At 72.8% G+C, this 22401-nt stretch carries 23 protein-coding genes and 1 tRNA gene; 9 read left to right on the forward strand and 15 right to left on the reverse strand.

Going from position 1 to position 22401, the window contains the following annotated elements:
* The first annotated feature begins 35 nt into the window (after positions 1 to 35).
* The 3 genes from AC3A3L_RS00380 to rpsT all read left to right on the forward strand — a co-directional run bounded on the left by AC3A3L_RS00380 (position 36) and on the right by rpsT (position 2371).
* Positions 36 to 998 carry a phosphotransferase family protein gene (locus AC3A3L_RS00380; protein WP_487638052.1) on the forward strand — a complete coding sequence of 321 codons (963 nt, stop codon included), beginning with the start codon at positions 36 to 38 and terminating at the stop codon, positions 996 to 998.
* Entirely contained in the window at positions 995 to 1939 is a 945-nt protein-coding gene (locus tag AC3A3L_RS00385; protein ID WP_487638053.1) for an aminoglycoside phosphotransferase/kinase family protein, read from the forward strand. Before AC3A3L_RS00380 ends, AC3A3L_RS00385 begins: the two co-directional genes overlap by 4 nt.
* 171 nt (positions 1940 to 2110) lie before the next feature.
* Positions 2111 to 2371: a 30S ribosomal protein S20 gene (gene rpsT / locus AC3A3L_RS00390; protein WP_268110589.1), complete on the forward strand. Its 261-nt coding sequence runs from the start codon at positions 2111 to 2113 to the stop codon at positions 2369 to 2371.
* Positions 2372 to 2439: 68 nt separating this feature from the next.
* On the opposite strand, the gene holA is transcribed toward rpsT, so the two are convergent.
* The 5 genes from holA to leuS form a co-directional block, all read right to left on the reverse strand.
* Positions 2440 to 3426 (reverse strand): DNA polymerase III subunit delta, encoded by a 987-nt coding sequence (gene holA, locus AC3A3L_RS00395; protein ID WP_487638054.1) that lies wholly within the window; start codon positions 3424 to 3426, stop codon positions 2440 to 2442.
* Between the two features lie 12 nt (positions 3427 to 3438).
* On the reverse strand, positions 3439 to 5706 hold the full coding sequence (locus AC3A3L_RS00400; RefSeq protein ID WP_487638055.1) for a ComEC/Rec2 family competence protein: 2268 nt from the start codon (positions 5704 to 5706) through the stop codon (positions 3439 to 3441).
* Between the two features lie 7 nt (positions 5707 to 5713).
* Positions 5714 to 6592 carry a ComEA family DNA-binding protein gene (locus AC3A3L_RS00405; RefSeq protein ID WP_487638056.1) on the reverse strand — a complete coding sequence of 293 codons (879 nt, stop codon included), beginning with the start codon at positions 6590 to 6592 and terminating at the stop codon, positions 5714 to 5716.
* A 134-nt stretch (positions 6593 to 6726) separates the two neighbouring features.
* Positions 6727 to 7584 carry a DegV family protein gene (locus tag AC3A3L_RS00410; protein WP_487638057.1) on the reverse strand — a complete coding sequence of 286 codons (858 nt, stop codon included), beginning with the start codon at positions 7582 to 7584 and terminating at the stop codon, positions 6727 to 6729.
* A gap of 26 nt (positions 7585 to 7610) precedes the next feature.
* On the reverse strand, positions 7611 to 10106 hold the full coding sequence (leuS, locus tag AC3A3L_RS00415) for a leucine--tRNA ligase (RefSeq protein ID WP_487638058.1): 2496 nt from the start codon (positions 10104 to 10106) through the stop codon (positions 7611 to 7613).
* A 159-nt stretch (positions 10107 to 10265) separates the two neighbouring features.
* On the opposite strand from leuS, the gene AC3A3L_RS00420 reads away from it, so the two are divergent.
* Positions 10266 to 11030 carry a hypothetical protein gene (locus AC3A3L_RS00420; RefSeq protein WP_487638059.1) on the forward strand — a complete coding sequence of 255 codons (765 nt, stop codon included), beginning with the start codon at positions 10266 to 10268 and terminating at the stop codon, positions 11028 to 11030.
* On the opposite strand, the gene AC3A3L_RS00425 is transcribed toward AC3A3L_RS00420, so the two are convergent.
* A complete protein-coding gene (locus AC3A3L_RS00425; protein WP_487638060.1) occupies positions 11023 to 11508 on the reverse strand; it encodes a DUF4870 domain-containing protein in 486 nt (161 codons plus the stop codon). The genes AC3A3L_RS00420 and AC3A3L_RS00425 overlap by 8 nt on opposite strands.
* A gap of 222 nt (positions 11509 to 11730) precedes the next feature.
* Between AC3A3L_RS00425 and AC3A3L_RS00430 the strand changes: the two genes are divergently transcribed.
* The 4 genes from AC3A3L_RS00430 to AC3A3L_RS00445 are packed head-to-tail and all read left to right on the forward strand — an operon-like array spanning position 11731 to position 14618.
* On the forward strand, positions 11731 to 12300 hold the full coding sequence (locus AC3A3L_RS00430) for an ArsR/SmtB family transcription factor (RefSeq protein ID WP_487638061.1): 570 nt from the start codon (positions 11731 to 11733) through the stop codon (positions 12298 to 12300).
* Positions 12297 to 13547, forward strand: a complete 1251-nt coding sequence (locus tag AC3A3L_RS00435) for an MFS transporter (protein WP_487638062.1) — start codon at positions 12297 to 12299, stop codon at positions 13545 to 13547. The genes AC3A3L_RS00430 and AC3A3L_RS00435 overlap by 4 nt, the downstream gene beginning before the upstream one ends.
* An 11-nt stretch (positions 13548 to 13558) precedes the next feature.
* The gene (locus AC3A3L_RS00440) at positions 13559 to 14320 is read left to right on the forward strand and encodes an SDR family NAD(P)-dependent oxidoreductase (protein ID WP_487638063.1); all 762 of its coding nucleotides are present in this window, start codon (positions 13559 to 13561) and stop codon (positions 14318 to 14320) included.
* 10 nt (positions 14321 to 14330) lie between these two features.
* Positions 14331 to 14618 (forward strand): hypothetical protein, encoded by a 288-nt coding sequence (locus AC3A3L_RS00445; RefSeq protein ID WP_487638064.1) that lies wholly within the window; start codon positions 14331 to 14333, stop codon positions 14616 to 14618.
* On the opposite strand, the gene rocD is transcribed toward AC3A3L_RS00445, so the two are convergent.
* The 8 genes from rocD to AC3A3L_RS00485 form a co-directional block, all read right to left on the reverse strand.
* A complete protein-coding gene (gene rocD / locus AC3A3L_RS00450) occupies positions 14605 to 15834 on the reverse strand; it encodes an ornithine--oxo-acid transaminase (protein ID WP_487638065.1) in 1230 nt (409 codons plus the stop codon). The genes AC3A3L_RS00445 and rocD overlap by 14 nt on opposite strands.
* A gap of 248 nt (positions 15835 to 16082) precedes the next feature.
* Positions 16083 to 16158, reverse strand: a tRNA-Ala gene (locus AC3A3L_RS00455).
* A 66-nt stretch (positions 16159 to 16224) separates the two neighbouring features.
* Positions 16225 to 16695: a DUF4112 domain-containing protein gene (locus AC3A3L_RS00460; protein WP_487638066.1), complete on the reverse strand. Its 471-nt coding sequence runs from the start codon at positions 16693 to 16695 to the stop codon at positions 16225 to 16227.
* Complete coding sequence (locus AC3A3L_RS00465) at positions 16692 to 17318, reverse strand: histidine phosphatase family protein (RefSeq protein ID WP_487638067.1); 627 nt, start codon at positions 17316 to 17318, stop codon at positions 16692 to 16694. Before AC3A3L_RS00465 ends, AC3A3L_RS00460 begins: the two co-directional genes overlap by 4 nt.
* Positions 17315 to 17674, reverse strand: coding sequence for a ribosome silencing factor (gene rsfS / locus AC3A3L_RS00470; RefSeq protein ID WP_268110572.1), 360 nt, complete (start codon positions 17672 to 17674; stop codon positions 17315 to 17317). The genes AC3A3L_RS00465 and rsfS overlap by 4 nt, the downstream gene beginning before the upstream one ends.
* Entirely contained in the window at positions 17671 to 18363 is a 693-nt protein-coding gene (gene nadD / locus AC3A3L_RS00475; protein ID WP_487638068.1) for a nicotinate-nucleotide adenylyltransferase, read from the reverse strand. Before nadD ends, rsfS begins: the two co-directional genes overlap by 4 nt.
* Before the next feature lie 4 nt (positions 18364 to 18367).
* Positions 18368 to 18514, reverse strand: coding sequence for a hypothetical protein (locus tag AC3A3L_RS00480; protein ID WP_487638069.1), 147 nt, complete (start codon positions 18512 to 18514; stop codon positions 18368 to 18370).
* A 30-nt stretch (positions 18515 to 18544) separates the two neighbouring features.
* Positions 18545 to 19795: a glutamate-5-semialdehyde dehydrogenase gene (locus AC3A3L_RS00485; protein WP_487638070.1), complete on the reverse strand. Its 1251-nt coding sequence runs from the start codon at positions 19793 to 19795 to the stop codon at positions 18545 to 18547.
* A 38-nt stretch (positions 19796 to 19833) separates the two neighbouring features.
* Here AC3A3L_RS00485 and AC3A3L_RS00490 point away from each other — a divergent pair, with 38 nt between their 5' ends.
* Positions 19834 to 21363, forward strand: coding sequence for a hypothetical protein (locus AC3A3L_RS00490; RefSeq protein ID WP_487638071.1), 1530 nt, complete (start codon positions 19834 to 19836; stop codon positions 21361 to 21363).
* Positions 21364 to 21429: 66 nt separating this feature from the next.
* Here AC3A3L_RS00490 and AC3A3L_RS00495 read toward each other — a convergent pair whose 3' ends face one another.
* A complete protein-coding gene (locus AC3A3L_RS00495; protein ID WP_487638072.1) occupies positions 21430 to 22383 on the reverse strand; it encodes an electron transfer flavoprotein subunit alpha/FixB family protein in 954 nt (317 codons plus the stop codon).
* Positions 22384 to 22401 lie beyond the last annotated feature (18 nt).

Raw genomic sequence — 22401 nt, forward strand, 5'->3', positions numbered from 1 at the left:
TCGTGGGCGCCGGCGGCGTGGTGGAGGATGCGCCCATGGCCCGCCCCTCCTCGATCGCCCCCTACCCCGCGCCGCACGGGAAGACCGCCCGCCGGCTCGAGTGGGCCTTCCTGCCGCCGAACCTGCGCGCGTGGATCGAGCGCAAGTGCGGCTCCCCCGTCGTCTCGGCCATCTCCCAGACGAGCGGGTTCACACCCGGCCTCGCCTCCGTGCTGGTCTGCGAGGACGGCTCGCGGCACTTCGTGAAGGCGGCCTCGACCAAGGCGCAGCGGATGTTCGCCGACTCCTACCGCGAGGAGGCGCGCAAGCTGGCCGCGCTGCCCGCGGAGGTGCCGGCCCCGAGGCTGCTGTGGCACCTCGACGACGACTGGGTGGTGCTCGGGATCGAGTACGTCGCCGCGCGCCCGCCGCACCGCCCGTGGCAGTCCGACGACCTCGACGCGCTCCTCGACTCGCTCGAGGTCGTCGCCGACGTGCTGACCCCGCCCCCGCCGGGGCTCGACCTGGACACGGCGGCCGACGACTTCGCGCCGCTCCTCGAGGGCTGGGCGGCGCTCCGCGAGCGACGTACGGACCTGGGCGCGGAGCGGCTGGCCGAGGCGGAGGCTCTGGCGCGGCGCTACGCCGAGGTCGTCGGCGGCGACACCGTGGTCCACACCGATATCCGCTCCGACAACGCCATCATCGATCCCGACGGTCGCGCGCTCATCTGCGACTGGAACTGGCCGGTGCGCGGCGCCGCGTGGTTCGACTCGTTCGCCGCCCTCATCGGGCCGCGCGGCGAGGGCATAGACGTCGACGCCGTCATCGCCGGGCGCCGGCTGCTGCGCGACGTCGACCCGGAGGCGTTCGACATCAACCTCGCGCTCTACGTCGGCTACTTCTTCACCCAGTGCGAGCTGCCCGTGCCGCCGACGTCGCCGCACATCCGCGACCACCAGCGCTGGCAGGGCGAGGTGTGCTGGGACTGGCTGTCGCAGCGCCGGGGCTGGGCGTGACCGCCCCGCGCGCGGTCGGCGTGCGACTCACCTACGACGCCGTGCCCGAGGCGGTCCGCTCCTGGGTCGAGGACCAGCTCGGCTCCCCGGTCGTCGGGACGGCCGAGCAGGCGGGCGGGATGTCCCCTGGGTGCGCGACGCGGCTGACGTGCGCCGACGGCACCCGCGCCTTCGTCAAGGCCGTGGGGTCCGAGCTCAACCCGGACACCCCCGGCCTGTTCCGCCGGGAGATCGGCGTGCTCGGCCACCTCGGCGAGCACGAGCTCTGGGCGCGGCTGCTGGCGTCGTACGACGACGGGGCGTGGGTCGCGCTGCTCGTCGAGGACGTCGACGGCCGCCACCCCGACTTCACGCACCCCGGCGAGCTCGAGGGCGTCCTGACGGGGACGGACCGGCTCTCCGCCGTCCTGCAGGAGCGTGACGTGCCGGCGTCGGTCGACCTGGTGGACGTCGCCTCCGTCTTCCACAAGTGGGCCGACTGCCTCGGGACGCTGGCCGGCGTTCCCGCCGAGGCACCCCTCCCCACGTGGCTCCGCAACGACCCCCACCGCTGGGCGGACGTCCTGCGCGAGCACGCCGGCCGCGCCATGCCGCACGTCGCGCACTGGGACATCCGGGTCGACAACCTCCTGAGGCGACCGGGCGGTGAGCTGGTCTTCATCGACTGGGGCATGGCCGGGCGCGGACCCGCCTGGGTCGACCCGCTGCTCGCCCGGCTCGAACGCGTGGACGAGGTGTGGTTCGACGCTTCCACCGCTGTCTCCCCGGCCCTGCGCGAGGCCGGCGACGAGGTGGTCACGGCCTTCCTCGCCGGGTTCGGCGCGCACCTCGCGGTGCGCTCGGTGGTCGCGGTCGACGTCAACCTCCCGACGCTCAACGATTTCCGGGTCCGGGAGTCGAGGAGGATGCTGGGCGCCGTGGCCCGACGCACCGGGCGCTGAGCCGATCGCCCACGCGCCAGGCGATTTGGGCGCCCACGAGCGTGACGGTAGTGTTTCTCCCTGCATGTCCGGCACCCGACCCTCCCCGTGCCGATTCTGGGAGGGGTTGCCAGGCAGCCGACAAGCACCAGACTTCCATTCCAGACCAGTTCTAGCTCCGAGGATCCACACGTGGCGAACATCAAGTCCCAGATCAAGCGCAACAAGCAGAACGAGAAGGCGCGTCAGCGCAACCAGGCCGTCAAGTCGCGCCTGAAGACCGCCGTCCGCAAGTTCCGCGAGCTGTCCGAGGCGGGCGACAAGGACGCTGCCGTCGCCGCCGGCCGCGACGCGATGAAGGCCCTCGACAAGGCCGCCTCGAAGGGCGTCATCCACGCCAACCAGGCTGCCAACCGCAAGTCCTCGATCGCCAAGAAGACCGCCTCGCTCTGACGCGGACCTTCACCTGCGACACCCGCCCTCGTGGCGGGTGTTCTGCATTTCGGGGCCGCAGCAGCGGCTCAGCGACCGTCGCGCAGCCCGGCGACGGTGAGCACGAGCCGCTCGAGGGTGTAGGAGGCGTCGTGTGCCTGGCCCTTGATGTCGGCGTCGGCGCGGGCGACCGCCCGGACCGCGGCCGCGATGCCCTCGGAGCTCCACGAGCGTGACTGGTCGCGGACCGTGCGCACCTTCCACGGGGGCACGCCGAGGTCGCGGGCGAGGTCGGCGTCGCGGGCGCCCCGGGGTGAGCCGAGGTAGCGGGCGAGGCTGCGGGCGGACGCCGCCATCGCCGAGGTGACCAGCACCGGCGAGGTCCCGGAGTCGAGGGCCCAGCGCAGCTCCTCGAGGGCCGCGGCGCGACGCCCGGCGAACGCCGCGTCGGCGACGGTGAACGACTTCGCCTCCGCACGACCGCCGAAGTAGCGCTGCACCTTGTCGACGGTCAGCTGCTCGCCGTGGAAGTCGTTGGTCAGCTGGTCGGCCGCGGCGGCGAGCGACCGCAGGTCGGTGCCGACGGCCTGCACGAGGAAGGAGGCGGCGTCGGAGTCGATCCGCGCGCCGTGCGAGGCGACCTCGGACGTCACGAAGCCGGCCATCTCGCTGGGCTTGACCTCCTCGGACTTCACCTCCGTCACCGGCGACAGCTTGCGCAGCTTGGTGAGCACGCCGCTGCCCTTCTGCCCGCCCGAGTGCACCAGCACGAGCGCGACGTCGTCCGCCGGGGCACCGCAGTAGTCGAGCAGCCCGTCGACGGACTCGTCGGGCAGGTCCTCCAGCCCGCGCACGATGACGCACCTGATCGAGGAGAAGAGCGACGGCGCCGACATCTCGCCGAGCGAGGCCAGCGTCAGGTCGGAGGCCACCGACTCGGCGATCTCCGCATCCGCGTCGTGGGCCCGGACGGCGTCACGCACCGACGCGACGGTGCGCGAGGAGAGGTATTCCTCCTTGCCCGTCACCAGGACGACGTGGCCGAGGACCTGCGCGGCGGAGGGAGTGCGAGCCATGGTGCCCTCACCCTATCCGCGGGCGACGACACCGAGCTCGCCGTCCCGGACCACCACGACCACGTCGCCCGAGACGTCCGTGCGCCACACGGCCGCACCGGCGGCGGACAGGGCGGCCACCAGGTCGGGGGCGGGATGACCGTAGTCGTTGTCCTCCCCCACCGACACCAGCGCCAGCCGCGCCCCGAGCGAGGTGAGCCAGTCGAGGTCCTGGTGCCGGCTGCCGTGGTGCGGCACCTTGAGCACGTCGACGTGCAGCCCCGTCAGGTCCCGCGCCAGCGCATCCTGCGCCGACGGCTCGACGTCGCCGGTCAGCAGGACCCGCACCCCCTCGACCTCGGCGACCAGGACGACGCTGGCGTTGTTGGCTGCGCTCTCCGCGGAGTCACCCGGCCCGGCGCCGGGTCTCGGCCACACGGTCTGGAGCGTCACCTCGCCGACCCGCCGGGTCAGCCCGTACGCCGCCGGGGTGGGGTCGCGGCCCACCGCCCTCCCGACCTCGCCGGCGCCCTCGGGCGGGTCGAGCAGCACGGTGCCCTCGACCTCCCCCACCTCGCGGCCGTCCAGCACACCCGCCACCCCTCCGACGTGGTCGGCGTGGAAGTGCGTGAGCACCAGGAGCGGTACGGCGGTGACCTCGAGTCGGTCGAGGCAGGCGTCGGTCGGCCCGGGCTCGGGCCCGGCGTCGACGACCACCGCCGATTCCGGACCGGCGCGCAGGACCAGCGCATCGCCCTGGCCGACGTCGCACATCGCCAGCACCCACCCGCGCGGCGGCCAGCCGGGGGACGGCGGCCGGACCAGCATCACCACCAGGAGCAGGCCGGTGCAGGCCAGGGTCGCCGCCGGTCGCCCGAGCAGCCGCGGCGCGAGGGGCACGGAGAGCAGGCACAGCACGGTGAGCAGCACCAGCGGCACCGGACCGGTGCCCCAGTCGACCGCTGCCGTCGGGACGCCCGCTCCCCAGCGGGCGACCGTGATGATCCAGCTCGCCGACCACGCCGCAGGTGCGGCCACCACGACACCGAGCGGGCTCCACAGCAGTCCCACCAACCCGCCGCAGAGGCCGAGCACGGTCGCCGGCGCCACGGCCGGTGCGGCGAGCAGGTTGGCGCCCACTGCGACGAGGCTGACCTGCCCCGAGATCGCCGCCACCACCGGCGTGCACGCCACCTGCGCGGCCAGCGGCACCGACACCGCCTCCGCGACCCACCGCGGCGTCCACTGCATGAGGGCGTCACGCCACACCGGCGCGAGCAGGAGGATCCCCGCCGTGGCGAGGGCGGAGAGGGCGAACCCCGCCGTCACGGCGAGGCGTGGCCAGACCAGCAGCAGGCCGAGCACCGCCGCGCCCAGGCCACGCACCCCGCGGGAGCGTCCGTTGCGCCCCATGCCGACCAGCGCCACCGCACCCATGGCAGCGGCTCGTACGACGCTCGGCTCGGCGCGCGCGGTCAGCACGAAGCCGACGATGCCGAGCACACCCAGTGCGTAGAGCCAGGGGCCGCGCACACCGACCCACCTGCCGAGCACGAGCAGGAACCCGACGACCAGCGTCAGGTTGGTCCCGCTCACCGCCAGCAGGTGCGTCAGCCCGGTCGTGCGGAAGTCGTCGGCGAGGTCGGGGTCGAGCCCACCGTCGTCGCCGACCACGAGCGCGGGCACGAGCTCGCGCGCGTCGACGTCACGACCGGCCACTGCTGCACGCACCGACCGTCGTACGCCCGCCGCGGCGTCCCACCACACGTCGGGCTCGGCCACCACCGTCGGCTCGCCGGACGGGCGGACGAGCGCTGCGACGTCGCCGTCCCCGGGCACGAGCCGCGCCGTGGTCTCCAGGCGGGTGCCCAGCGGCAGCCGGGGCCAGTCGGCATCGGCCATCACCACGACCGGCGCGTCGAGCGTCCACGCACTCCCCCGGCCCTCGACGCGGGTCGCCGCCGCCCGGACCACCTGGAGGTCGCCGTACTGGCCGCTCACCACCCGGACGTCGGAGGTCAGCTCGAGCTCCACCCCGACGACGGCGCCTTCATCAGCCAGTGCGGCCAGGGGTGACGTCGTGACGAGGACGTGCTGCAGGGCGGCGACCCCGGCGACCGCCACCAGCGCTGCCAGCGGGGCCAGCCAGCCGGGGGACCACCAGCGGCAGACCACACCGGTCACGACCAGGACGACCACGAGCACCACGGCCGCGAGGGCAGGACGGCCCGGCGCGAGGAGCACCAGGAGCGCGCCGGCCCATGCGCCGACGCCGAGGGTGACCGCGCGCAGATCGGGCACGATCCGGTCAGAGCGTGACGAGCGGGGCGAGGTCGGCGAGCGTGGCCTCGCCGATGCCGTCGACCTCCAACAGCTCGTCGACGGACGTGAAGCCGCCGTTGCTCTCGCGCCAGGCGAGGATCGCGTCGGCCGTCACCGGGCCGACACCGGGCAGCGTGTCGAGGGCCGCCTGGTCGGCGGTGTTGAGGTTGACCAGCGCCTCACGGCCCGGGACCGGCGAGTCGAGCGTGCCGGCGACGCCCGCGGCGGGAGCGACCCCCACGAGGATCTGCTCGCCGTCCACCACGGGTCGGGCGAGGTTGAGGGCGGTGAGGTCCACGCCTCGTCGGGCTCCGCCTGCGGCCTCCAGGGCGTCGACCACGCGTGATCCGACGGGCAGCACCGCGATCCCCGGGTGTCGCACCTTGCCCGCGACGTCGACCACCAGCTCCTCCCCCGGGTCGGTCGCACCGGGCGAACCGTCCCCACCGCCCGCTCCGGGGGCGGCGGACGACACCACGGGGGCCAGCGGCGAGGCCGACCCGGCGGCGTCGGACGCGGTCGGCGCGACAGGGGCCGGACGCGCCTGGTCGCGCACCGACCACCACGCCGCCAGCCCCACGGCGAGGGCCGCGACGACGGCGACGACCGCCAGGTGCACCGGACCGAGCTGCAGCCCGCCCACCCGCAGCCGGCGCGACGCATGGCGGCCCGGGAGCGGCGGCACGACGGGTGCCGGTGCCGGCACAGCGACCGAGCCAGGACGCTCGCGGACCCGGGTGTGGCCCTGGGCCTGGTCGGCTCCGTCGTCCGGCGCGCCGCGCACCGCGGCGAGCTCGGCGCTCAGCGTCGCCAGCCGCCGCGACACCGCCTCGGCGTGCTCGGAGGACGACTGGGATCGGCGCATGCCGTCCACGCTAGGAACGCCGAGACCGCCCCGATAGATCGGAACGCCCATCTGTGGAGAACCGTCAGGTACCTGAGGACATGGCGACGGTGATCAGGACCCGATTCCGTTCATGGCGTCCTCAGATGTCGAGGTCAGGGGCGCGGGGAGACGCAGACCGCGACCATGCCGGGCCCGACGTGGGCGCCGAGCACGGCACCCAGCTCGCCGCACATCACCTCGCGCCCCTCCAGCCCGTCGGCGAGCCGCTCGCCCAGCAGCGCTGCGAGCTCCTCGGCGCGCCCGGCGTTGGCCAGGTGGGACACGCACACGTCGACCGGCTGGTCGCCGGCCGCCTCGACCGCCAGCTCGGCGAGCCGGGCGAGCGCCCGCGAGGCTGTGCGCACGCGCTCGCGCGGCGCCACGCGGCCGTCGGCGATCTCGAGGAGTGGCTTGACCGACAGCGCGCTGCCGACGATCGCCGCGGCGGCACCCATCCGCCCGCCGCGGCGGAGGTACTCCAGGGTGTCGACGTAGAACAACGAGGTGGCCGCCTCGCCGCGGGCGAGCGCCGCCCGGGCTGCCTCCTCCCCCGTGCCGCCGGCGTCCAGCACGTCGGCGGCGGTCAGGGCGGCGTAGCCGGTCGCGATGCCGACCTGGCCGGAGTCCACGACGTGCACCGGCAGCTCGACCTCGAGCGCTGCCAGCTGGGCCGACTCGAAGGTGCCGCTCATCTCGCCGGACAGGTGCACCGAGACGATCTCCTCGGCCCCGTCCTCCTCGAGCGAGCGGTAGAGGTCGGCGAACAGGGCCGGCGCCGGCCGCGAGGTGCTCACCGGCACGAACTCACGCAGCGCCTCGGCGACCACGTCGGGCGTGGCGCCGTCGGGTCCCTCCTCGAGCACGCGAGCCCCGATCACCACCTGCAGCGGCACGACGCGGATCCCGCGAGCCTGCGCCACTTCCGTGGGCAGGCTCGCGGTGGAGTCCGTGACCACCACGACGCGAGGCATGGCGTGACCCTAACGGCAGCGGGTGGTCACACCACGATGTTGACCAGCTTGGGCGCGCGCACGATCACCTTGCGCACGGTCGCGCCGTCGATAGCCCGCTGGACGCCGGCGTCGGCCAGGGCGGCGGCCTCCAGGTCGGCCTCGGAGACGTCCGGGGACACCTCCAGGCGCGCCTTGACCTTGCCCTTGACCTGCACGACCGCGGTGACGGTGTCCTCGACCAGCAGGGCCTCGTCGACGTCCGGCCAGCCCACCCGGACGACGGTGGGCTCGTGGCCCAGCCGCTCCCACATCTCCTCGGCCGTGTAGGGAGCGACCAGCGACAGCAGGATCGCCACCGCCTCGGTCGCCTCGCGCACGGCCGGGTCGTCGGGTCCGCAGCCGGAGTCGATCGCCTTGCGGGTGGCGTTGACCAGCTCCATCACCCGGGCGACCATCACGTTGAAGCGGTAGCTCTCGACCAGCTCGGCCGCGTCGTGCACGGTCCGCGCCGTCGTACGCCGCAGCGCGACGTCGCCGGTCGTCACGTCCACGCCGGGGGCCGAGGTGACGTCTCCGGACAGCCGCCAGGCCCGCTGCAGGAAGCGCAGCGACCCGTCGGGCGACATGTTGGCCCAGTCGATGTCGTCCTCCGGCGGACCTGCGAAGACCAGGGTCAGCCGCACCGCGTCCACGCCGAAGGCCGCAAGTTGCTCCCCCAGGTTGACGCCGTTGCCCAGCGACTTGCTCATCTTCTTGCCCTGGTTGATCACGAAGCCCTGGTTCAGCTGCGCCGACCATGGCTCGCGGAAGTCGACCAGTCCCATGTCGTTCAGCACCTTGGTGAAGAACCGGCCGTACAGCAGGTGCAGCACCGCGTGCTCGACGCCGCCGACGTACAGGTTGCAGGGCATCCAGGCGTTGACCTTGGCGCTGTCGAACGGCCGGTCGGTCTCGTGGGGCGAGCAGTAGCGGAACATGTACCAGGACGAGTCCACGAAGGTGTCCATGGTGTCGGTGTCGCGGGTGGCGGGGCCGCCGCACGTCGGGCAGGACACGTTGACCCAGTCGGTCGCCCCGCCCAGCGGCGAGGTGCCCTTGGGCTTCAGGTCGGCGCCCTTCAGCATCGGCAGCGTCACCGGCAGCTGCTCGTCGGGCACCGGGACCTCCCCGTCCACCGGGCAGTGGATGATCGGGATCGGCGCGCCCCAGTAGCGCTGGCGGCTCAGCAGCCAGTCGCGCAGGCGGAAGTTGACCGCGCCGGAGCCGCGCCCGTCGGCCTCCAGCTGCTCCACGATCGCGCGGATGCCGGACGCCTTGTCGCTCAGCCCGTCCAGGCTGCCCGAGTTGACGTACGCACCGTCGCCGGACGTCGCGACGCCGGTCTCCTCGGGGTTGTCCTCGCCGGGCACGTCGATGACGCGCCGCACCGGCAGCCCCATCGCCCGCGCGAAGTCCAGGTCGCGCTGGTCGTGGGCCGGCACGGCCATGATCGCGCCGGTGCCGTAGTCGGCCAGCACGTAGTCGCTCGCCCAGACCGGGACCTCCTCGCCGGAGACGGGGTTGGTCGCGGTGATGCCCAGGTCGACGCCGGTCTTGGGCCGGTCGGTCGCCAGCCGATCGATGTCGGAGGCCTTGCGGACCTCGACCAGGTAGTCCTCCAGCGCCTGTGCGCGGTCCGGGTGCACGATCTCCGCGGCCAGCTCAGCGTCCGCCGCCACCACCATGAACGTCGCGCCGTACAGCGTGTCGGGGCGGGTGGTGTAGACCTCGATGTCGCGCTCACCGCCCGCGGTGTGCAGCGCGAACGTGACGTGGGCGCCTTCCGACCGGCCGATCCAGTTCCGCTGCGCCGTGACCACGCGGTCGGGCCAGGTGTCCTCCAGCTCGTCCAGGCCGTCCAGCAGCTCCTGCGCGTAGTCGGTGATCTTGAAGTACCACTGCGTCAGGTTCTTCTTCGTCACCTCAGCCCCGCAGCGCTCGCAGACACCGCCGACGACCTGCTCGTTGGCCAGCACGGTCTGGTCGTTGGGGCACCAGTTGACCGGGCTGTTCTTGCGGTAGGCCAGGCCCCGCTTGAAGAACTCCAGGAACAGCCACTGCGTCCAGCGGTAGTACTCCGGGTCGCTGGTGTTGAACGTGCGCGTCCAGTCGAAGGACGCGGCGTACTTCTGGCACGACTCGATCGACTTGGCGATGTTGGCGCGGGTGTAGGTGTCGGGGTGCTCGTCGTGGCGGATCGCGGCGTTCTCCGCGGGCAGGCCGAAGGAGTCGAAGCCCATCGGGTTCAGCACCTCGTAGCCGCGCTGCCACCAGTAGCGCGCGATCACGTCGTGCAGCGCGAACACCTCGGCGTGACCCATGTGCAGGTCGCCGCTCGGGTAGGGGAACATCGTCAGCGCGTAGCGCTTCTCCCGCGGGCTGTCGTCGTCGGCCCTGAAGGGCTGGAGCTCCTCCCAGACACGCTGCCACTTCGTCTCGGTGGCGGCGATGTCGTACGTCGCGCGCTCGGCCTCGTGGGCTCCGGTGTCTGGGCTGCTCATGGCGTGTCCTCTGCAGGTGCGGGTGGTGCTGGGTCGGGCATGAAAAAACCCCTCACATGGAGGGGTGGCCGCGTGTCGGTCTCCGTGGGTGGGAGATCCCGATCAGCGCGGCTGTCGAAGAAGGAGCTGCTGGTGCACGGAAAGATCATACTCGCTCCCATGACCGCTGACCTGAGCAGGTACGACGACTGCCTCCGCTTCCTCACCGCGCTCCCCGACCGCGTGCCGGCGCTGCAGGTGGTCGTGGTCAACGGCTCGGCGGTGACCGGCGGCTGGGACGAGCACTCCGACCTCGACGTCGAGGCGTGGTGCAGCGGCGACGCCGCGACGACGTACGACGCCGTGCTGGCGCTGGCCCGGCAGGAGCTCCCGGTCGACCACGTGTGGGAGCTGCCCGAGACGACCTGGCCGACCGGGCGGCAGTGCTTCGTCCACCTGCAGCCCGACGCCGCGGACCTCGGCCACCCCACGCGGTTGCTCGACGTGGTCGTGCAGACCACCCCGGACCGCCTCACCATGGACACCCGCCGGCACGGCGTACCGCTGGTGCTCCACGACCCGAACCGCCTGCTCGTGCTCGAGGACGACGACGAGGCCGGGATGGCGGCGCAGCGCCGGCAGGCCGTGGAGCAGACCGCCGCGCGGCGACAGACGGCGGCCTGGCTGGTCGAGCGGGCGATCGCTCGCGGCGACCTGGCGGAGGCGACGACCCTGCACCTGCGCCTCGCCGTCGAGCCGCTCGTGCGACTGCTGCGGATCGTCCACTGCCCGGCACGCCACGACTTCGGGCTGCGCTACCTCCGCACCGACCTGCCCGCGGGGATGGCGGAGCGGGTGGAGACGCTGCTGCCCGGGCCTGACCTGTCGGTCCGGACCCGGGCAGCGTTCGCGTGGCAGGACGAGCTCCTGCGCGAGCTCACCTGACGAACTGCGGGGTGAGCGGCGGGTTCCACCACTCGCCGTTCCATGCCTTCACGGCACCGATGACGTGCAGCACCCCGGCGACCACGAACGGGACGGCGAAGACCGGCAGGAAGACCACGAAGCCGATGCCGAGGGTGACGATGCCGAGGACCACGTAGAGGACCGTGGCGACGACCAGCCAGATGAACATCGAGATCTGGACGTTGAGCGAGTTCGCGGCGTGCGCCCGGACGAAGGGTCCGCGGTCCTTGTGGACGAGGTAGACCGCGAGCGAGGCCAGGAACCCGAGGAAGCCGACCGAGCAGATCATCGCGACCACGGCTCCGGCGTGGCTGATCGCGCCCCAGGTGCGCTCCTCCTGCGCCGACATCGTGGCCGGCGTCGAGCTGTAGCCGGGCGCCGGCTGGTAGCCGTGGCTGCTCTGCTGGTAGCCGCCCTGACCGGACTGGTCCTGCGGGCTGGGGTACTGGTCGGACATCTCACTCACTCCTCGGCGGGCCGGGTGCCCGCGTCTTGTCGATGACAAGCCAAGCACGCAGCCGGGCCGCGATCATCCCCTTCCGGGGGCGAGTCAGGGTCGCCTCAGGGTCCGCCTCGGGTGCTCATGGGTCATCTCGCGGCGACGCACCCTCCAAGAAGTGTTTGACAGTGTGACGAGCAGTCGGGCACGCTCCTCCCCAAGAACTCTTGGAGGGTTGGCATGGACGAGACGGACCACGATGCGGTGGCGCGGCTGCGGGCGACGGCGCACCCGGTGCGGCTGCGCATCCTCTCCCTGCTGACCGCCGAGGCGATGAGCGCCGCCGACGTGGCCCGCACCCTCGACATCACGCACGCCAACGCGTCGTACCACCTGCGCGTGCTCCACGACGCCGGCGAGCTCGTGGTCGAGAGCGAGGAGAAGATCCGCGGCGGCATGGCCAAGCGCTACCGGTACGACGCCACGCGCGAGGTCGCCGACCGCTCGAGCCCCGTCGACGACCGGATCGCCTACGCCCGGGCCACCGCGCTCGAGGTGGAGCGACGGCTGCTCGAGGCCGGCCGCGGGTCCGGCTCGTCGAGCGACCTCGAGGCGTGGGTGCCCGTCGAGGCGTGGCGCCGGGCGCTCGACCTGCTGCACGAGGCCTCCCACCTCCTCCACGCGGAGGCCCGACCGGCCGGCACCGCGGACACCGTGCACGTCAGCGCCACCACCAACGCCTTCACGATGACCGGCGGGCTCGAGGGCGACGACGCCCGCTGGATGCCGGGTCGGGCGGCGGGCCGATGACCTGGGCGGACGCGGTCGCACCGCTGCGCAACCGCAGCTTCGCGTGGTACTTCGCCTCGCGCTTCGTCAACACGCTGGGCAACATGATAGCCAGCGTCGCGCTCGCCTTCGCGGTGCTCGACATCACCGATTCCCCCGTCGCGCTCGGCCAGGTCCTCGCCGCCCGCACCATCCCGATGGTCGCGCTCCTGCTCTACGGCGGCGTGATCGCCGACCGGCTGCCCCGCACCCTGGTGCTGCAGGTGTCCAACGTCGGCTCGGCCGTGAGCCAGGGTGCGATCGCCGTGCTCGTGCTGTCCGGGCACGCCGAGATCTGGATGCTGGTCGTGCTCTCCGTCGTGCAGGGGGCCGTCTCCGGGGTCGCCTTCCCCGCCATGGCCAGCGTGCTCCCGCAGCTGGTCCCACGTTCGGAGCTGCAGCCCGCCAACGCCCTGGTCTCCCTCACCCGCAACGGGATGATGGTGCTCGGCCCCACCGTCGGCGCCCTGCTCGTGGTGACCGTCGGATCCGGCTGGGCCCTCGCGGTCGACGCCGCCGCCTGGCTGCTCTCCGCCGTCCTCCTGCTGCCCGTGACGCTCCCCCCGAGGGAGGCCGACGCCGAGGCGGCGGACACCGTCCGCGAGCTGCGCGAGGGCTGGACCTTCTTCTGGGCAACGCCGTGGCTGTGGCGCGTGGTCGTGGGGTTCTGCGCCCTCAACTTCATCCACGCGGGAGCCTGGTTCACGCTCGGTCCGGCGATCGCCGACGACACGATCGGCCGCCAGGGATGGGGCTTCGTGCTCTCCGCGGAGGCCGCAGGGCTGCTGGTCATGACGGTGGTCCTGCTGCGGGTACGCCTGGAGCGACCGCTGCTGCTCGGCATGCTCGGCATGTCCCTCTTCGCGCTGCCCGTGCTGCTGCTCGGGGTCTCGCCCCACCTGGTCGCGCTCGTCGTCGCGGCCTTCCTGGCCGGCGTCGGCACGGAGGTCTTCGGCATGGGCTGGAACCTCGCGATGCAGGAGAACATCGAGGACGGCATGCTGTCGCGCGCCTACTCCTACGACGCGCTCGGCTCGTTCGTCGCACTGCCCGTCGGCCAGCTCGCCTTCGGCCCGCTGGCCGTGGCGTTCGGCGCCGAGGAGGTGCTGGTGGTCTCTGCGGTGGCGTACGTCGCCGTGGTGGCCCTGGTGCTGTGCTCACGGTCGGTGCGCGACCTGCCGCGGGCACCGGCGACCCCCGTGGCCACGGTGACGAGCGGCACGTCCTAGGGTCAGCGGGCATGAGCGTCATGGATCTCTTCCGCCTCGACGGCAAGGTCGTCATCGTCACCGGTGCGTCGAGCGGGCTGGGCGTCGCCTTCGCCCACTGCTTCGCCGAGGCCGGCGCGGACGTGGTGCTGGGTGCGCGTCGCGTGGACAAGCTCGAGCGGGTCGCCGACTCGGTCCGCTCCACCGGGCGTCGCGTGCACACCGTGGCGACCGACGTGGCCGACCCCGAGCAGTGCCAGCGGCTCGTCGACGAGGCGATGGCGAAGTTCGGCCGCGTCGACGTGCTCGTCAACAACGCCGGTGTCGGCACCGCCGTTCCCGCCACCCGCGAGACGCCCGACGAGTTCCGCTCCGTCATCGACGTGAACCTCAACGGCTGCTACTGGATGGCCCAGGCGTGCGGTCGGGTGATGCAGCCCGGCTCGAGCATCGTCAACATCTCCTCGATCCTCGGGACCACCACCGGCGGCCTGCCGCAGGCGGCGTACTCCGCCTCGAAGGCCGGCCTGGGCGGCCTGACCCGCGACCTCGCCCAGCAGTGGATGGGCCGCAAGGGCATCCGGGTCAACGCGCTGGCGCCCGGCTTCTTCTCCTCGGAGATGACCGCCACGTACCCCGACGGCTACCTCGACCAGGTGATGACCCGCGTCCCGGCCGGCCGCAAGGGCGACCCGCGCGAGCTGGCGGCGACCGCCGTCTGGCTGGCCTCCGATGCCGCGGGCTACGTGACCGGGCAGACGATCCCGGTCGACGGCGGACTCACCATCGCTTGAGGGGAGCCTGATGTCCCACGGGGACTACAAGGCGTTCTTCGCCGCTGCCTGCGCCGGCGACGTCGACCTCGTCGAGCACCACCTCGACGCAGGGGTCGACGTCGACTTCATCCACCCAGAGGTGCAGTCCACCGCGCTGGTCGCGAGCATCGAGGAGGGCCGGGCGGAGGTCGCCCTGCTGCTCCTCGACCGCGGGGCCTCCCCCACGCTCCGGTCGCCGCTGGAGGCGATGACCCCGCTCGCGGCCGCCCGCGCGGCCGGTCTCGGTGCGGTGGTCGACCGGCTCAGCCGGCGGTGAGGATCTCGGTGACCGCGGCGACCAGGCCGGCGATGTCCTCGTCGCTGGCGACCAGCGGCGGGGCGAAGCGGACGGTCGAGCCGTGGGTGTCCTTCGCCAGGATGCCGCGGGCCATCAGCGCCTCCGACATCTGACGACCCGACATGAGCGTCGGGTCGATGTCGATGCCGGCCCAGGCGCCGCGGACGCGGACGTCGGAGAGACCCTTGCCGACGAGCGGGCCGAAGCCGGCCTCGAGCTGGGCGCCGATCTCGGCCGAGCGGGCCTGGAAGGTGCCCTCCTCGAGCATCGCGACGACCTCGGTGCCGATCGCGGCGGCGAGCGGGTTGCCGCCGAAGGTCGAGCCGTGCGAGCCGGGCGTGATGACGTCCATGACGTCGTGGTTCGCGGCGATCGCGGAGACGGGGTAGATGCCGCCGCCGAGCGCCTTGCCCATGATGTAGATGTCGGGGACGACGTCCTCGTGGTCGCAGGCGAAGGTGCGGCCCGACCGCGCGAGGCCGGACTGGATCTCGTCGGCCACCATCAGCACGTTGCGCTCGGTGCAGAGCGCGCGGAGGTCGCGGAGGAAGCCCTCGGGCGGCATGACCACGCCGCCCTCGCCCTGGATCGGCTCGAAGAGGACGGCCACGGTGGTCTCGTCGATGGCGGAGGCGATCGCCTCGATGTCGCCGTACTTCACCCCACGGAAGCCGGTGGTGAACGGCGCGTAGCCCGCGGTCGCGACCTCGTCGTCGGAGAAGCTCACGATCGTGGTGGTGCGGCCGTGGAAGTTGCCCTCCATCGTGATGATGCTGGCCTGCCCGGCGGGCACGCCCTTCACCTCGTAGCCCCACTTGCGGCTGACCTTGATGGCGGTCTCGACGGCCTCGGCGCCGGAGTTCATCGGCAGGATCATGTCCTTGCCGGTCAGGCGGCACAGGGCCTCGGCGAAACCGCTGAGCTTGTCGTTGAAGAACGCGCGGCTGGTCAGCGTCAGGTGCCCGAGCTGCTCGCGCGCGACCGCGACGAGACGCTCGTTGGAGTGGCCGAAGTTCAGCGCCGAGTAGCCCGCCAGGCAGTCGAGGTAGCGCTTGCCGTCGACGTCGACGACCCACGCGCCGTCGCCCTCGGCGAGCACCACGGGCAGCGGGTGGTAGTTGTGTGCGGCATAGCGCTCAGTGGCCTCGATGTGGGCGGCCGTGGCGGTGCTGGTGGAGGCGTCGGTCGCGGTCATGAGCACATGGTGCCATCGGGTTCGCGCGAACGCCGATTCGTACGGGTCGCCGGTGCAGACAGCTGTTCGCCGAGTGAGTTTCGCGCGCTGGCGCGGATCCGCCGGAACATCCCCGCCCACCGGACCAGAAGACGGGCGAATTTCCACTCGTGCTGGATCGGGGAGCCTCGGCTCGCCCAGGCAAGGCCACCGCTCCCCGATCCCGCGAACGGCAGAAGGCCGGACCCTGACGGGTCCGGCCTTCTTGTTGGTGGAGCTGAGGGGACTCGAACCCCTGACCCTCTGCATGCCATGCAGATGCGCTACCAGCTGCGCCACAGCCCCAACGGTCGAGAACACTAGCCGACACCTGACCGGCAGGTGAAATCGGGGTCCCCCGTCCGGTCGGGATCAGGTCAGCCAGCGCCAGAGCAGCCAGATCCCGAGCACCGCCGCGGCCACTCCGGCGAGCACCGGGACGAGCATCAGCGCGACGGCGCCGACGACGTACGCCGTGCTCGGCGGCTCCCGGAGCGGCTGGCGCTCGATCTCCCGCAGGAGCAGACGGAGGTTCTTGCGGTTGGCGCGATGGGCGACGTCGAGGAGGTCGCCGACACCCGGGATCAACCCCAGGAGCGCGTCGACGATGAGGTTGAGCCCCATCCGCGCCAGCACCGGCATCGGTACGCGGGCGCGGATGGCGTCGCGGACGATGACGCCGGACAGGGCGCTCCCGACGGCGTCGCCGATGCCCGGCACGAGGCCGATCACTGCGTCGAGGCCGACCCCGACGCGGGTGCCGGGCACGGTGACGGCGTCGTCCATCACCCTTGCGAGCTGGCGGCTGAGCGCGACGTCGACCTCGCGGGCACGGTCACTCACCCCGCGACCCGGTTCCACGCCGTGAGCCGCCAGCGCACGACCCCTCCGGTCCAGGTCGACGCCGAGTGCTCGAGCACCACCCAGCCGCAGTTGGCCAGCACGCCGAGGGACTCTGCGACCTCTCCCGGCCAGCCGAGGAAGGCGGGCACCGACGTGCGCAGCGCGGCGCCGTGCGAGACGACGACGCCGGTCTCGCCGGCGGCCAGCGTGCCGGCGTACGACGTCAGCGCGGGCAGGACGCGCGCCAGCACGTCATCGGGCGTCTCGCGCCCGGGGATGGCCGCGACGTCGCCGGCGACGAGCGCGGCGTGCTCCTCGGGATGGGCCGCGGCGTACTGCTCGTCGGTCAGGCCGACCCGGTGCGGTCCGATGTCGAACTCGCGCAGGCGGGCGTCGAGGACCGGCTCCAGCCCCGCCTCGGCCGCGACCACCGCGGCGGTGCCGGCGGCGCGGGCGAGGTCGGAGGACCACAGCGCGACCGGCGACAGCGCGGCGAGGACCGGCGCGACCGCCTTGGCCTGTGCCTCACCGGTCGCGTCGAGGGGTACGTCGGCGTGGCCCTGCGCGCGTCCGGTGTCGTTCCACTCCGTGCGGCCGTGGCGGAGCAGGACCAGGCGCCTCACGCGAGGGTCAGCGGGATGAGCGGGCAGTCGCTCCAGAGGCGCTCGAGGGCGTAGAAGGACCGCTCCTCCTCGTGCTGCACGTGGACCACGATCTCCCCGTAGTCGAGGAGCACCCAGCGCCCCTCCTTGTGTCCCTCGCGCCGGATCGGCTTGGCACCCGCCTCGCGGAGCTTGTCCTCCACCTCGTCGACGATGGCGCCGACGGCGCGCTCGTTGTTGGCGCTGGCCAGCACGAAGGCGTCGGTGATGGCGAGCTGGTCGCTGACGTCGAAGGCCAGGACCTGGTCGGCCTTCTTGTCGTGCGCCGCCTGGGCGGCGACGGCGACGAGCTCGAGGGCGTGGTCGGTGGCAGTCATACGGCGTCCTTGCTGGTGCTGGAGCTGGTGGCGGAGCTGCTGGAGGTGCTGGTGCGGGTCGGTCGGCCGGCGGGGGCGCCGGTGGCGGCGTAGAGGTCGTGCTTGGCGATGTACTGCACGACGCCGTCGGGCACGAGGTACCAGACGGGCTCGCCGCGACGCTTGCGGTCGCGGCAGTCGGTGGAGGAGATCGCGAGGGCCGGGATCTCGACCATGGTCACCCGGTCGGACGGGATCTTGGCGAGGGCCGCCGGGTCCATCTCGTAGCCCGGCCGCGTGCAGCCGACGAAGTTGGCGAGCTCGAACAGCTCGTCGGCGTCACGCCAGGTGAAGATGTCGGCGAGCGCGTCGGCGCCGGTGATGAAGAACAGCTCGGCGTCGGGCATCTCGGCCTTGAGGTCGCGGAGCGTGTCGATCGTGTAGGTCTTGCCCGCACGGTCGATGTCGACCCGGGAGACGTTGAAGCGGGGGTTGGCCGCGGTGGCGACGACGGTCATCAGGTAGCGGTGCTCGGCAGGTGTGACCTGCCGGTCGCTCTTCTGCCACGGGTCGCCGGTGGGCACGAAGATGACCTCGTCGAGGTCGAACCAGGCCTGCACCTCGGACGCGGCCACGAGGTGGCCGTGGTGGATGGGGTCGAAGGTGCCGCCCATCACCCCGACGCGACGCTGCCCCACGGGACCGGTCACCGGATCAGCTGTGCTCGCGACCGCCACCGAAGGAGACCACGGCCACCAGCAGGACGAGCAGGAGCCCCAGGGCGATGGCACCCACGACGTAGGGGTGGACGGCAGGCTCGCTCTCGGCCTCGGCGGCCAGCGTGATGACGGTGCTCAGCATGGCGCTCACCCTACCGGCACCGCCGGGCGGTCACCGGACGTGGCCCTCGCCGACGACGACGTACTTGCTCGAGGTCATCTCCGGGAGCCCCATCGGGCCGCGGGCGTGCAGCTTCTGGGTGGAGATGCCGATCTCGGCGCCGAACCCGAACTCCCCGCCGTCGGTGAAGCGGGTGGAGGCGTTGACCATCACCGCCGCCGAGTCCACCGCAGCGACGAAGCGCCGGATGGTGGCCTGGTCGCGGGCGAGGATCGCCTCGGTGTGTCCGGACGACCAGCGGCGGATGTGGGCGATCGCGCCCTCGACGTCGGGGACGACGGCCGCGGAGATCTCCAGGCCGAGGAACTCGGCGGCGTGGTCGTCGTCGGTCACCGGCACCACGTCGTCGTACTCCGCGAAGGAGTCGTCGCCGTGGATGAGCACCCCGGCCGCCTGCAGCGCCTCCACCACGATCGGCAGGAACTCGTCCGCGACGTCCTCGTGCACCAGCAGCGACTCGGCCGCGTTGCAGACGCTGGTGCGGTGGGTCTTGGAGTTGAGCACCACCGCGAGCGCCTGCTCGAGGTCGGCCGAGGCGTCGACGTAGACGTGGCAGTTGCCGACGCCCGTCTCGATGACCGGCACCGTCGACTCCTCGACCACGCTGCGGATCAGCCCGGCTCCCCCGCGCGGGATGAGCACGTCGACGAGCCCGCGGGCGCGCATCAGCGCCTTGACGCTGTCATGCGTCTCCCCCGGCACGAGCTGTACGACGTCCTCCGGCAGGCCGCTGTCCGCCACCGCGCCGCGCATCGCCGCGACGATCGCGGCGTTGCTCGACCGGGCGCTGGAGGAGCCCCGCAGGAGGACGGCGTTGCCTGACTTCAGGCAGATACCCGCGGCGTCGGCGGTGACGTTGGGGCGCGCCTCGTAGATCATCCCGACCACACCGAACGGCACCCGCACCTGCCGCAGCTCGAGCCCGTTGGCCAGCGTGCTGCCGCGTAGCACCTCCCCGACGGGGTCGGGCAGACCGGCGACGTCGCGCAGCCCGTGCGCCATCGCCTCGAGGCGGGACTCGTCGAGCCGGAGCCGGTCCACGATGTTGGCCGGGGTGCCGGCAGCCTCGGCCCGCGCGACGTCCTCGGCGTTGGCCGCCAGGATGTCGGTCGCCGAGGCGACGAGGGCGTCGGCCATCGCGCGCAGCGCGGTGTCCTTCGCGGCCCGCGTTGCCGTGGCCAGCTCGTGGCTGGCGGTCCGGGCCCGGCCGGCGACCTCGCGCACGGCGTCCTCGCTGCTCATGCTGTCCAGCGTAGGGCGGGCGAGCCTAGGGTGACGCCATGTCTCGCATCACGGGGGTGGTGGCCGCGCTGGCGACCGCAGCGGCGGTCCTGACCGGTTCGACGGCGGGTGCCGGGACGGGCGCAGCAGCGCCGCCGACGGCCGAGCTGCCGCGGGAGGTCGCAGGCGGCGTCGAGCTGACCCTCGCCGACGGCGACCTCTTCCGCGTCTGGGCGGCGAGCACCTACCGGACCGTGTGGGCGAAGCGGTACGACGTCGCCTCGGGCACGTGGGGAGCGAGGACGGTGGTGCTCAGGAAGAAGGACCTCTCCTGCGGCGACGTCGACGCGCGGACCGCGAACGGCGCCGTGGCCGTGATCGCCGAGTGCGACCGCTACGGCTACGCCGAGGACCAGGCGCCGACCGCCTCCCGGGCGCTCTGGTCCGCCGACACCGTCACGTGGACGTCGTACCGGCTGGAGGGCGAGGCCTACGAGGAGCCCGGCATCTCCCCCGACGGCAGCCGGGCCGTGTGGCCGGAGTTCCGCGGCTACGTCACCTTCGGGCCGGAGGGCTTCGCGCGCCACGCCCTGCGGACGCCGGGCCAGGAGTACACCGCGACCACCACGATCGCCGACACCGGCCAGGTGTCGTACCTCTACGGTTCCTCCCGTCGCGGGTGCCGACTCGTCGCGCTGACCCGCACCGGCGACGCCGCACCGTCGAGGCAGGTCATCGCGTTCGACACGGCGTGCTCGGACAGCAACTTCGCCAACGTCGACTCGGACACGACCGTGTTCGGCGACTTCAGCAGCCCGGCGCACGTCACGACGATCTCCCGCGCGGACGCCGCGTCGCCGTGGGCGGTCACCCGGCTCGCTCCGTCCACCGCCCCCGGCCTCGTCGCCCACGAGGGGCGCCTGTACACCCAGTACTTCACCTCGCCGGGGACCCCGCTCGTCGCCCTCGGCTCCCGCCGCGGCCGTCAGGTGCGCGCGCAGGTCTACGACCCGGCCGCCCAGGCCTGGGGTCCGGCCACGACGGTGCACCGGTCACGCACCCGGTGCCGCTGGGGTGCCAACGACCCGATCCGGCCGCTCGGGGTCCTCGTCGCGGTCGTGAGGTGCGGGGGCGACAACGTCGCGCTCACCACGCGCGACGGCCTGGCGTGGCAGGCGCTCCCCATGGGTCCGCGCGTGCTCGGTCAGTCGCCGGACGGCCGGTACGTCGCCGTGCCGGGCCCCACCAGCACCCACGTCATCTCCCCCGACCTCGGCGTCGTCACCCTGCCGACCGGCACCACCGGGCGGTGCGACGTCGCGGTGCCGTCCGGCCCGGACGAGGCCGTCCTGCTCGTCGCGGGAGAGCACTCGCGGAGGTGGCCGACGGTCCTGCGCCACCTCACCGCGGGCGGGACCGACCGGCTGGGGCGGACGAGCGCCCCGACCCCCGGCAGGTGCGCATCGCTGGAGCAGTCCTGGGACCGGCCCACACGCTTCGACATGCAGAGCACACGCACCGACCAGGGCCAGACCCTCGAGGTCGTGCGGCGCGGCGACGGGTGGACGGTGCGTATCGGCCGCTGGTGACCCGGCGCGGACGCACGAACGCCCCCGGCCGGTGCGGCCGGGGGCGTTCGTCGTACGTGGTGCTGGTCAGCCCTTGCGCTCGGTGATCTTCTCCGTCGCGGCGGGAAGGACCGTGTGGAGGTCGCCCACGACGCCGAAGTCGACGAGCTCGAAGATCGGGGCCTCGGGGTCCTTGTTGACCGCGACGATGGTCTTCGACGTCTGCATGCCGGCGCGGTGCTGGATCGCACCGGAGATGCCGTTGGCGACGTAGAGCTGCGGCGAGACCGTCTTGCCGGTCTGGCCGACCTGGAAGGCGTGCGGCATCCAGCCGGAGTCGACGGCGGCACGCGAGGCGCCGACGGCGGCGCCGAGGCTGTCGGCGAAGCCCTCGACCGGCTCGAAGTTGCCGCCGGTGCCACGGCCGCCGGAGACCACGATCGCGGCCTCGGTGAGCTCGGGACGACCGGTGGACTGGCGCGGCTGGGTGGCGACGACCTGGGCCGTCTTCGCGACGTCGCTGATGGTCGCGGCGAACGCCTCGACGGCACCGGCGCCGTCGGCCTCCTCGGGGGCTGCCGAGTTCGGCTTGACCGTGATGATCGGCGTGCCGGTGGTGACCTTGGCCTGCACGGTGTAGTTGCCGGCGAACACGCTCTGGGTGGTGACGCCACCCTCGGCGACGTCGACGGCGTCGGTGATGAGGCCCGAGCCCAGCTTGATCGCCAGGCGACCGGCGACCTCCTTGTTCTCGAACGTCGACGGCAGCAGGACCGCGGCCGGGCTGGTCTTCTCGGCCAGCTGCTGCAGCGCCTCGGCCTTCGGCGCGACGAGGTAGCCCTTGATCTGGGCGTCGTCGACGACGTAGACCTTCGCGGCGCCGTACTTCTTGACCTTCTCGGCCACCGCGTCGCCCTGGTCGGGCGAGCCGAAGAACACGGCGGACGGCTCGCCGAGGCGGCGGGCGATCGTGAGCAGCTCGAAGGTGGGCTTCTTGACCTCGCCGTCGGCGTGGTCGACTACAACAAGAACCTCAGACATCTCTGGCAGCTCCCCAAA

Source organism: Nocardioides sp. Soil_C_8 (assembly GCF_057656315.1).

What these genes read in the sequence shown, in the direction of transcription:
- leuS (WP_487638058.1), bottom strand. Translation starts at nt 10,106, where the DNA reads ATGAGCAGCCCAGACACCGGAGCCCACGAGGCCGAGCGCGCGACGTAC.
- AC3A3L_RS00410 (WP_487638057.1), bottom strand. Translation starts at nt 7,584, where the DNA reads ATGCCTCGCGTCGTGGTGGTCACGGACTCCACCGCGAGCCTGCCCACG.
- AC3A3L_RS00435 (WP_487638062.1), top strand. Translation starts at nt 12,297, where the DNA reads ATGACCTGGGCGGACGCGGTCGCACCGCTGCGCAACCGCAGCTTCGCG.
- rsfS (WP_268110572.1), bottom strand. Translation starts at nt 17,674, where the DNA reads ATGACTGCCACCGACCACGCCCTCGAGCTCGTCGCCGTCGCCGCCCAG.
- AC3A3L_RS00440 (WP_487638063.1), top strand. Translation starts at nt 13,559, where the DNA reads ATGAGCGTCATGGATCTCTTCCGCCTCGACGGCAAGGTCGTCATCGTC.
- AC3A3L_RS00430 (WP_487638061.1), top strand. Translation starts at nt 11,731, where the DNA reads ATGGACGAGACGGACCACGATGCGGTGGCGCGGCTGCGGGCGACGGCG.
- AC3A3L_RS00495 (WP_487638072.1), bottom strand. Translation starts at nt 22,383, where the DNA reads ATGTCTGAGGTTCTTGTTGTAGTCGACCACGCCGACGGCGAGGTCAAG.
- AC3A3L_RS00420 (WP_487638059.1), top strand. Translation starts at nt 10,266, where the DNA reads ATGACCGCTGACCTGAGCAGGTACGACGACTGCCTCCGCTTCCTCACC.
- AC3A3L_RS00425 (WP_487638060.1), bottom strand. Translation starts at nt 11,508, where the DNA reads ATGTCCGACCAGTACCCCAGCCCGCAGGACCAGTCCGGTCAGGGCGGC.
- AC3A3L_RS00480 (WP_487638069.1), bottom strand. Translation starts at nt 18,514, where the DNA reads ATGCTGAGCACCGTCATCACGCTGGCCGCCGAGGCCGAGAGCGAGCCT.
- AC3A3L_RS00490 (WP_487638071.1), top strand. Translation starts at nt 19,834, where the DNA reads ATGTCTCGCATCACGGGGGTGGTGGCCGCGCTGGCGACCGCAGCGGCG.
- holA (WP_487638054.1), bottom strand. Translation starts at nt 3,426, where the DNA reads ATGGCTCGCACTCCCTCCGCCGCGCAGGTCCTCGGCCACGTCGTCCTG.
- AC3A3L_RS00380 (WP_487638052.1), top strand. Translation starts at nt 36, where the DNA reads ATGGCCCGCCCCTCCTCGATCGCCCCCTACCCCGCGCCGCACGGGAAG.
- AC3A3L_RS00405 (WP_487638056.1), bottom strand. Translation starts at nt 6,592, where the DNA reads ATGCGCCGATCCCAGTCGTCCTCCGAGCACGCCGAGGCGGTGTCGCGG.
- rocD (WP_487638065.1), bottom strand. Translation starts at nt 15,834, where the DNA reads ATGACCGCGACCGACGCCTCCACCAGCACCGCCACGGCCGCCCACATC.
- AC3A3L_RS00485 (WP_487638070.1), bottom strand. Translation starts at nt 19,795, where the DNA reads ATGAGCAGCGAGGACGCCGTGCGCGAGGTCGCCGGCCGGGCCCGGACC.
- AC3A3L_RS00445 (WP_487638064.1), top strand. Translation starts at nt 14,331, where the DNA reads ATGTCCCACGGGGACTACAAGGCGTTCTTCGCCGCTGCCTGCGCCGGC.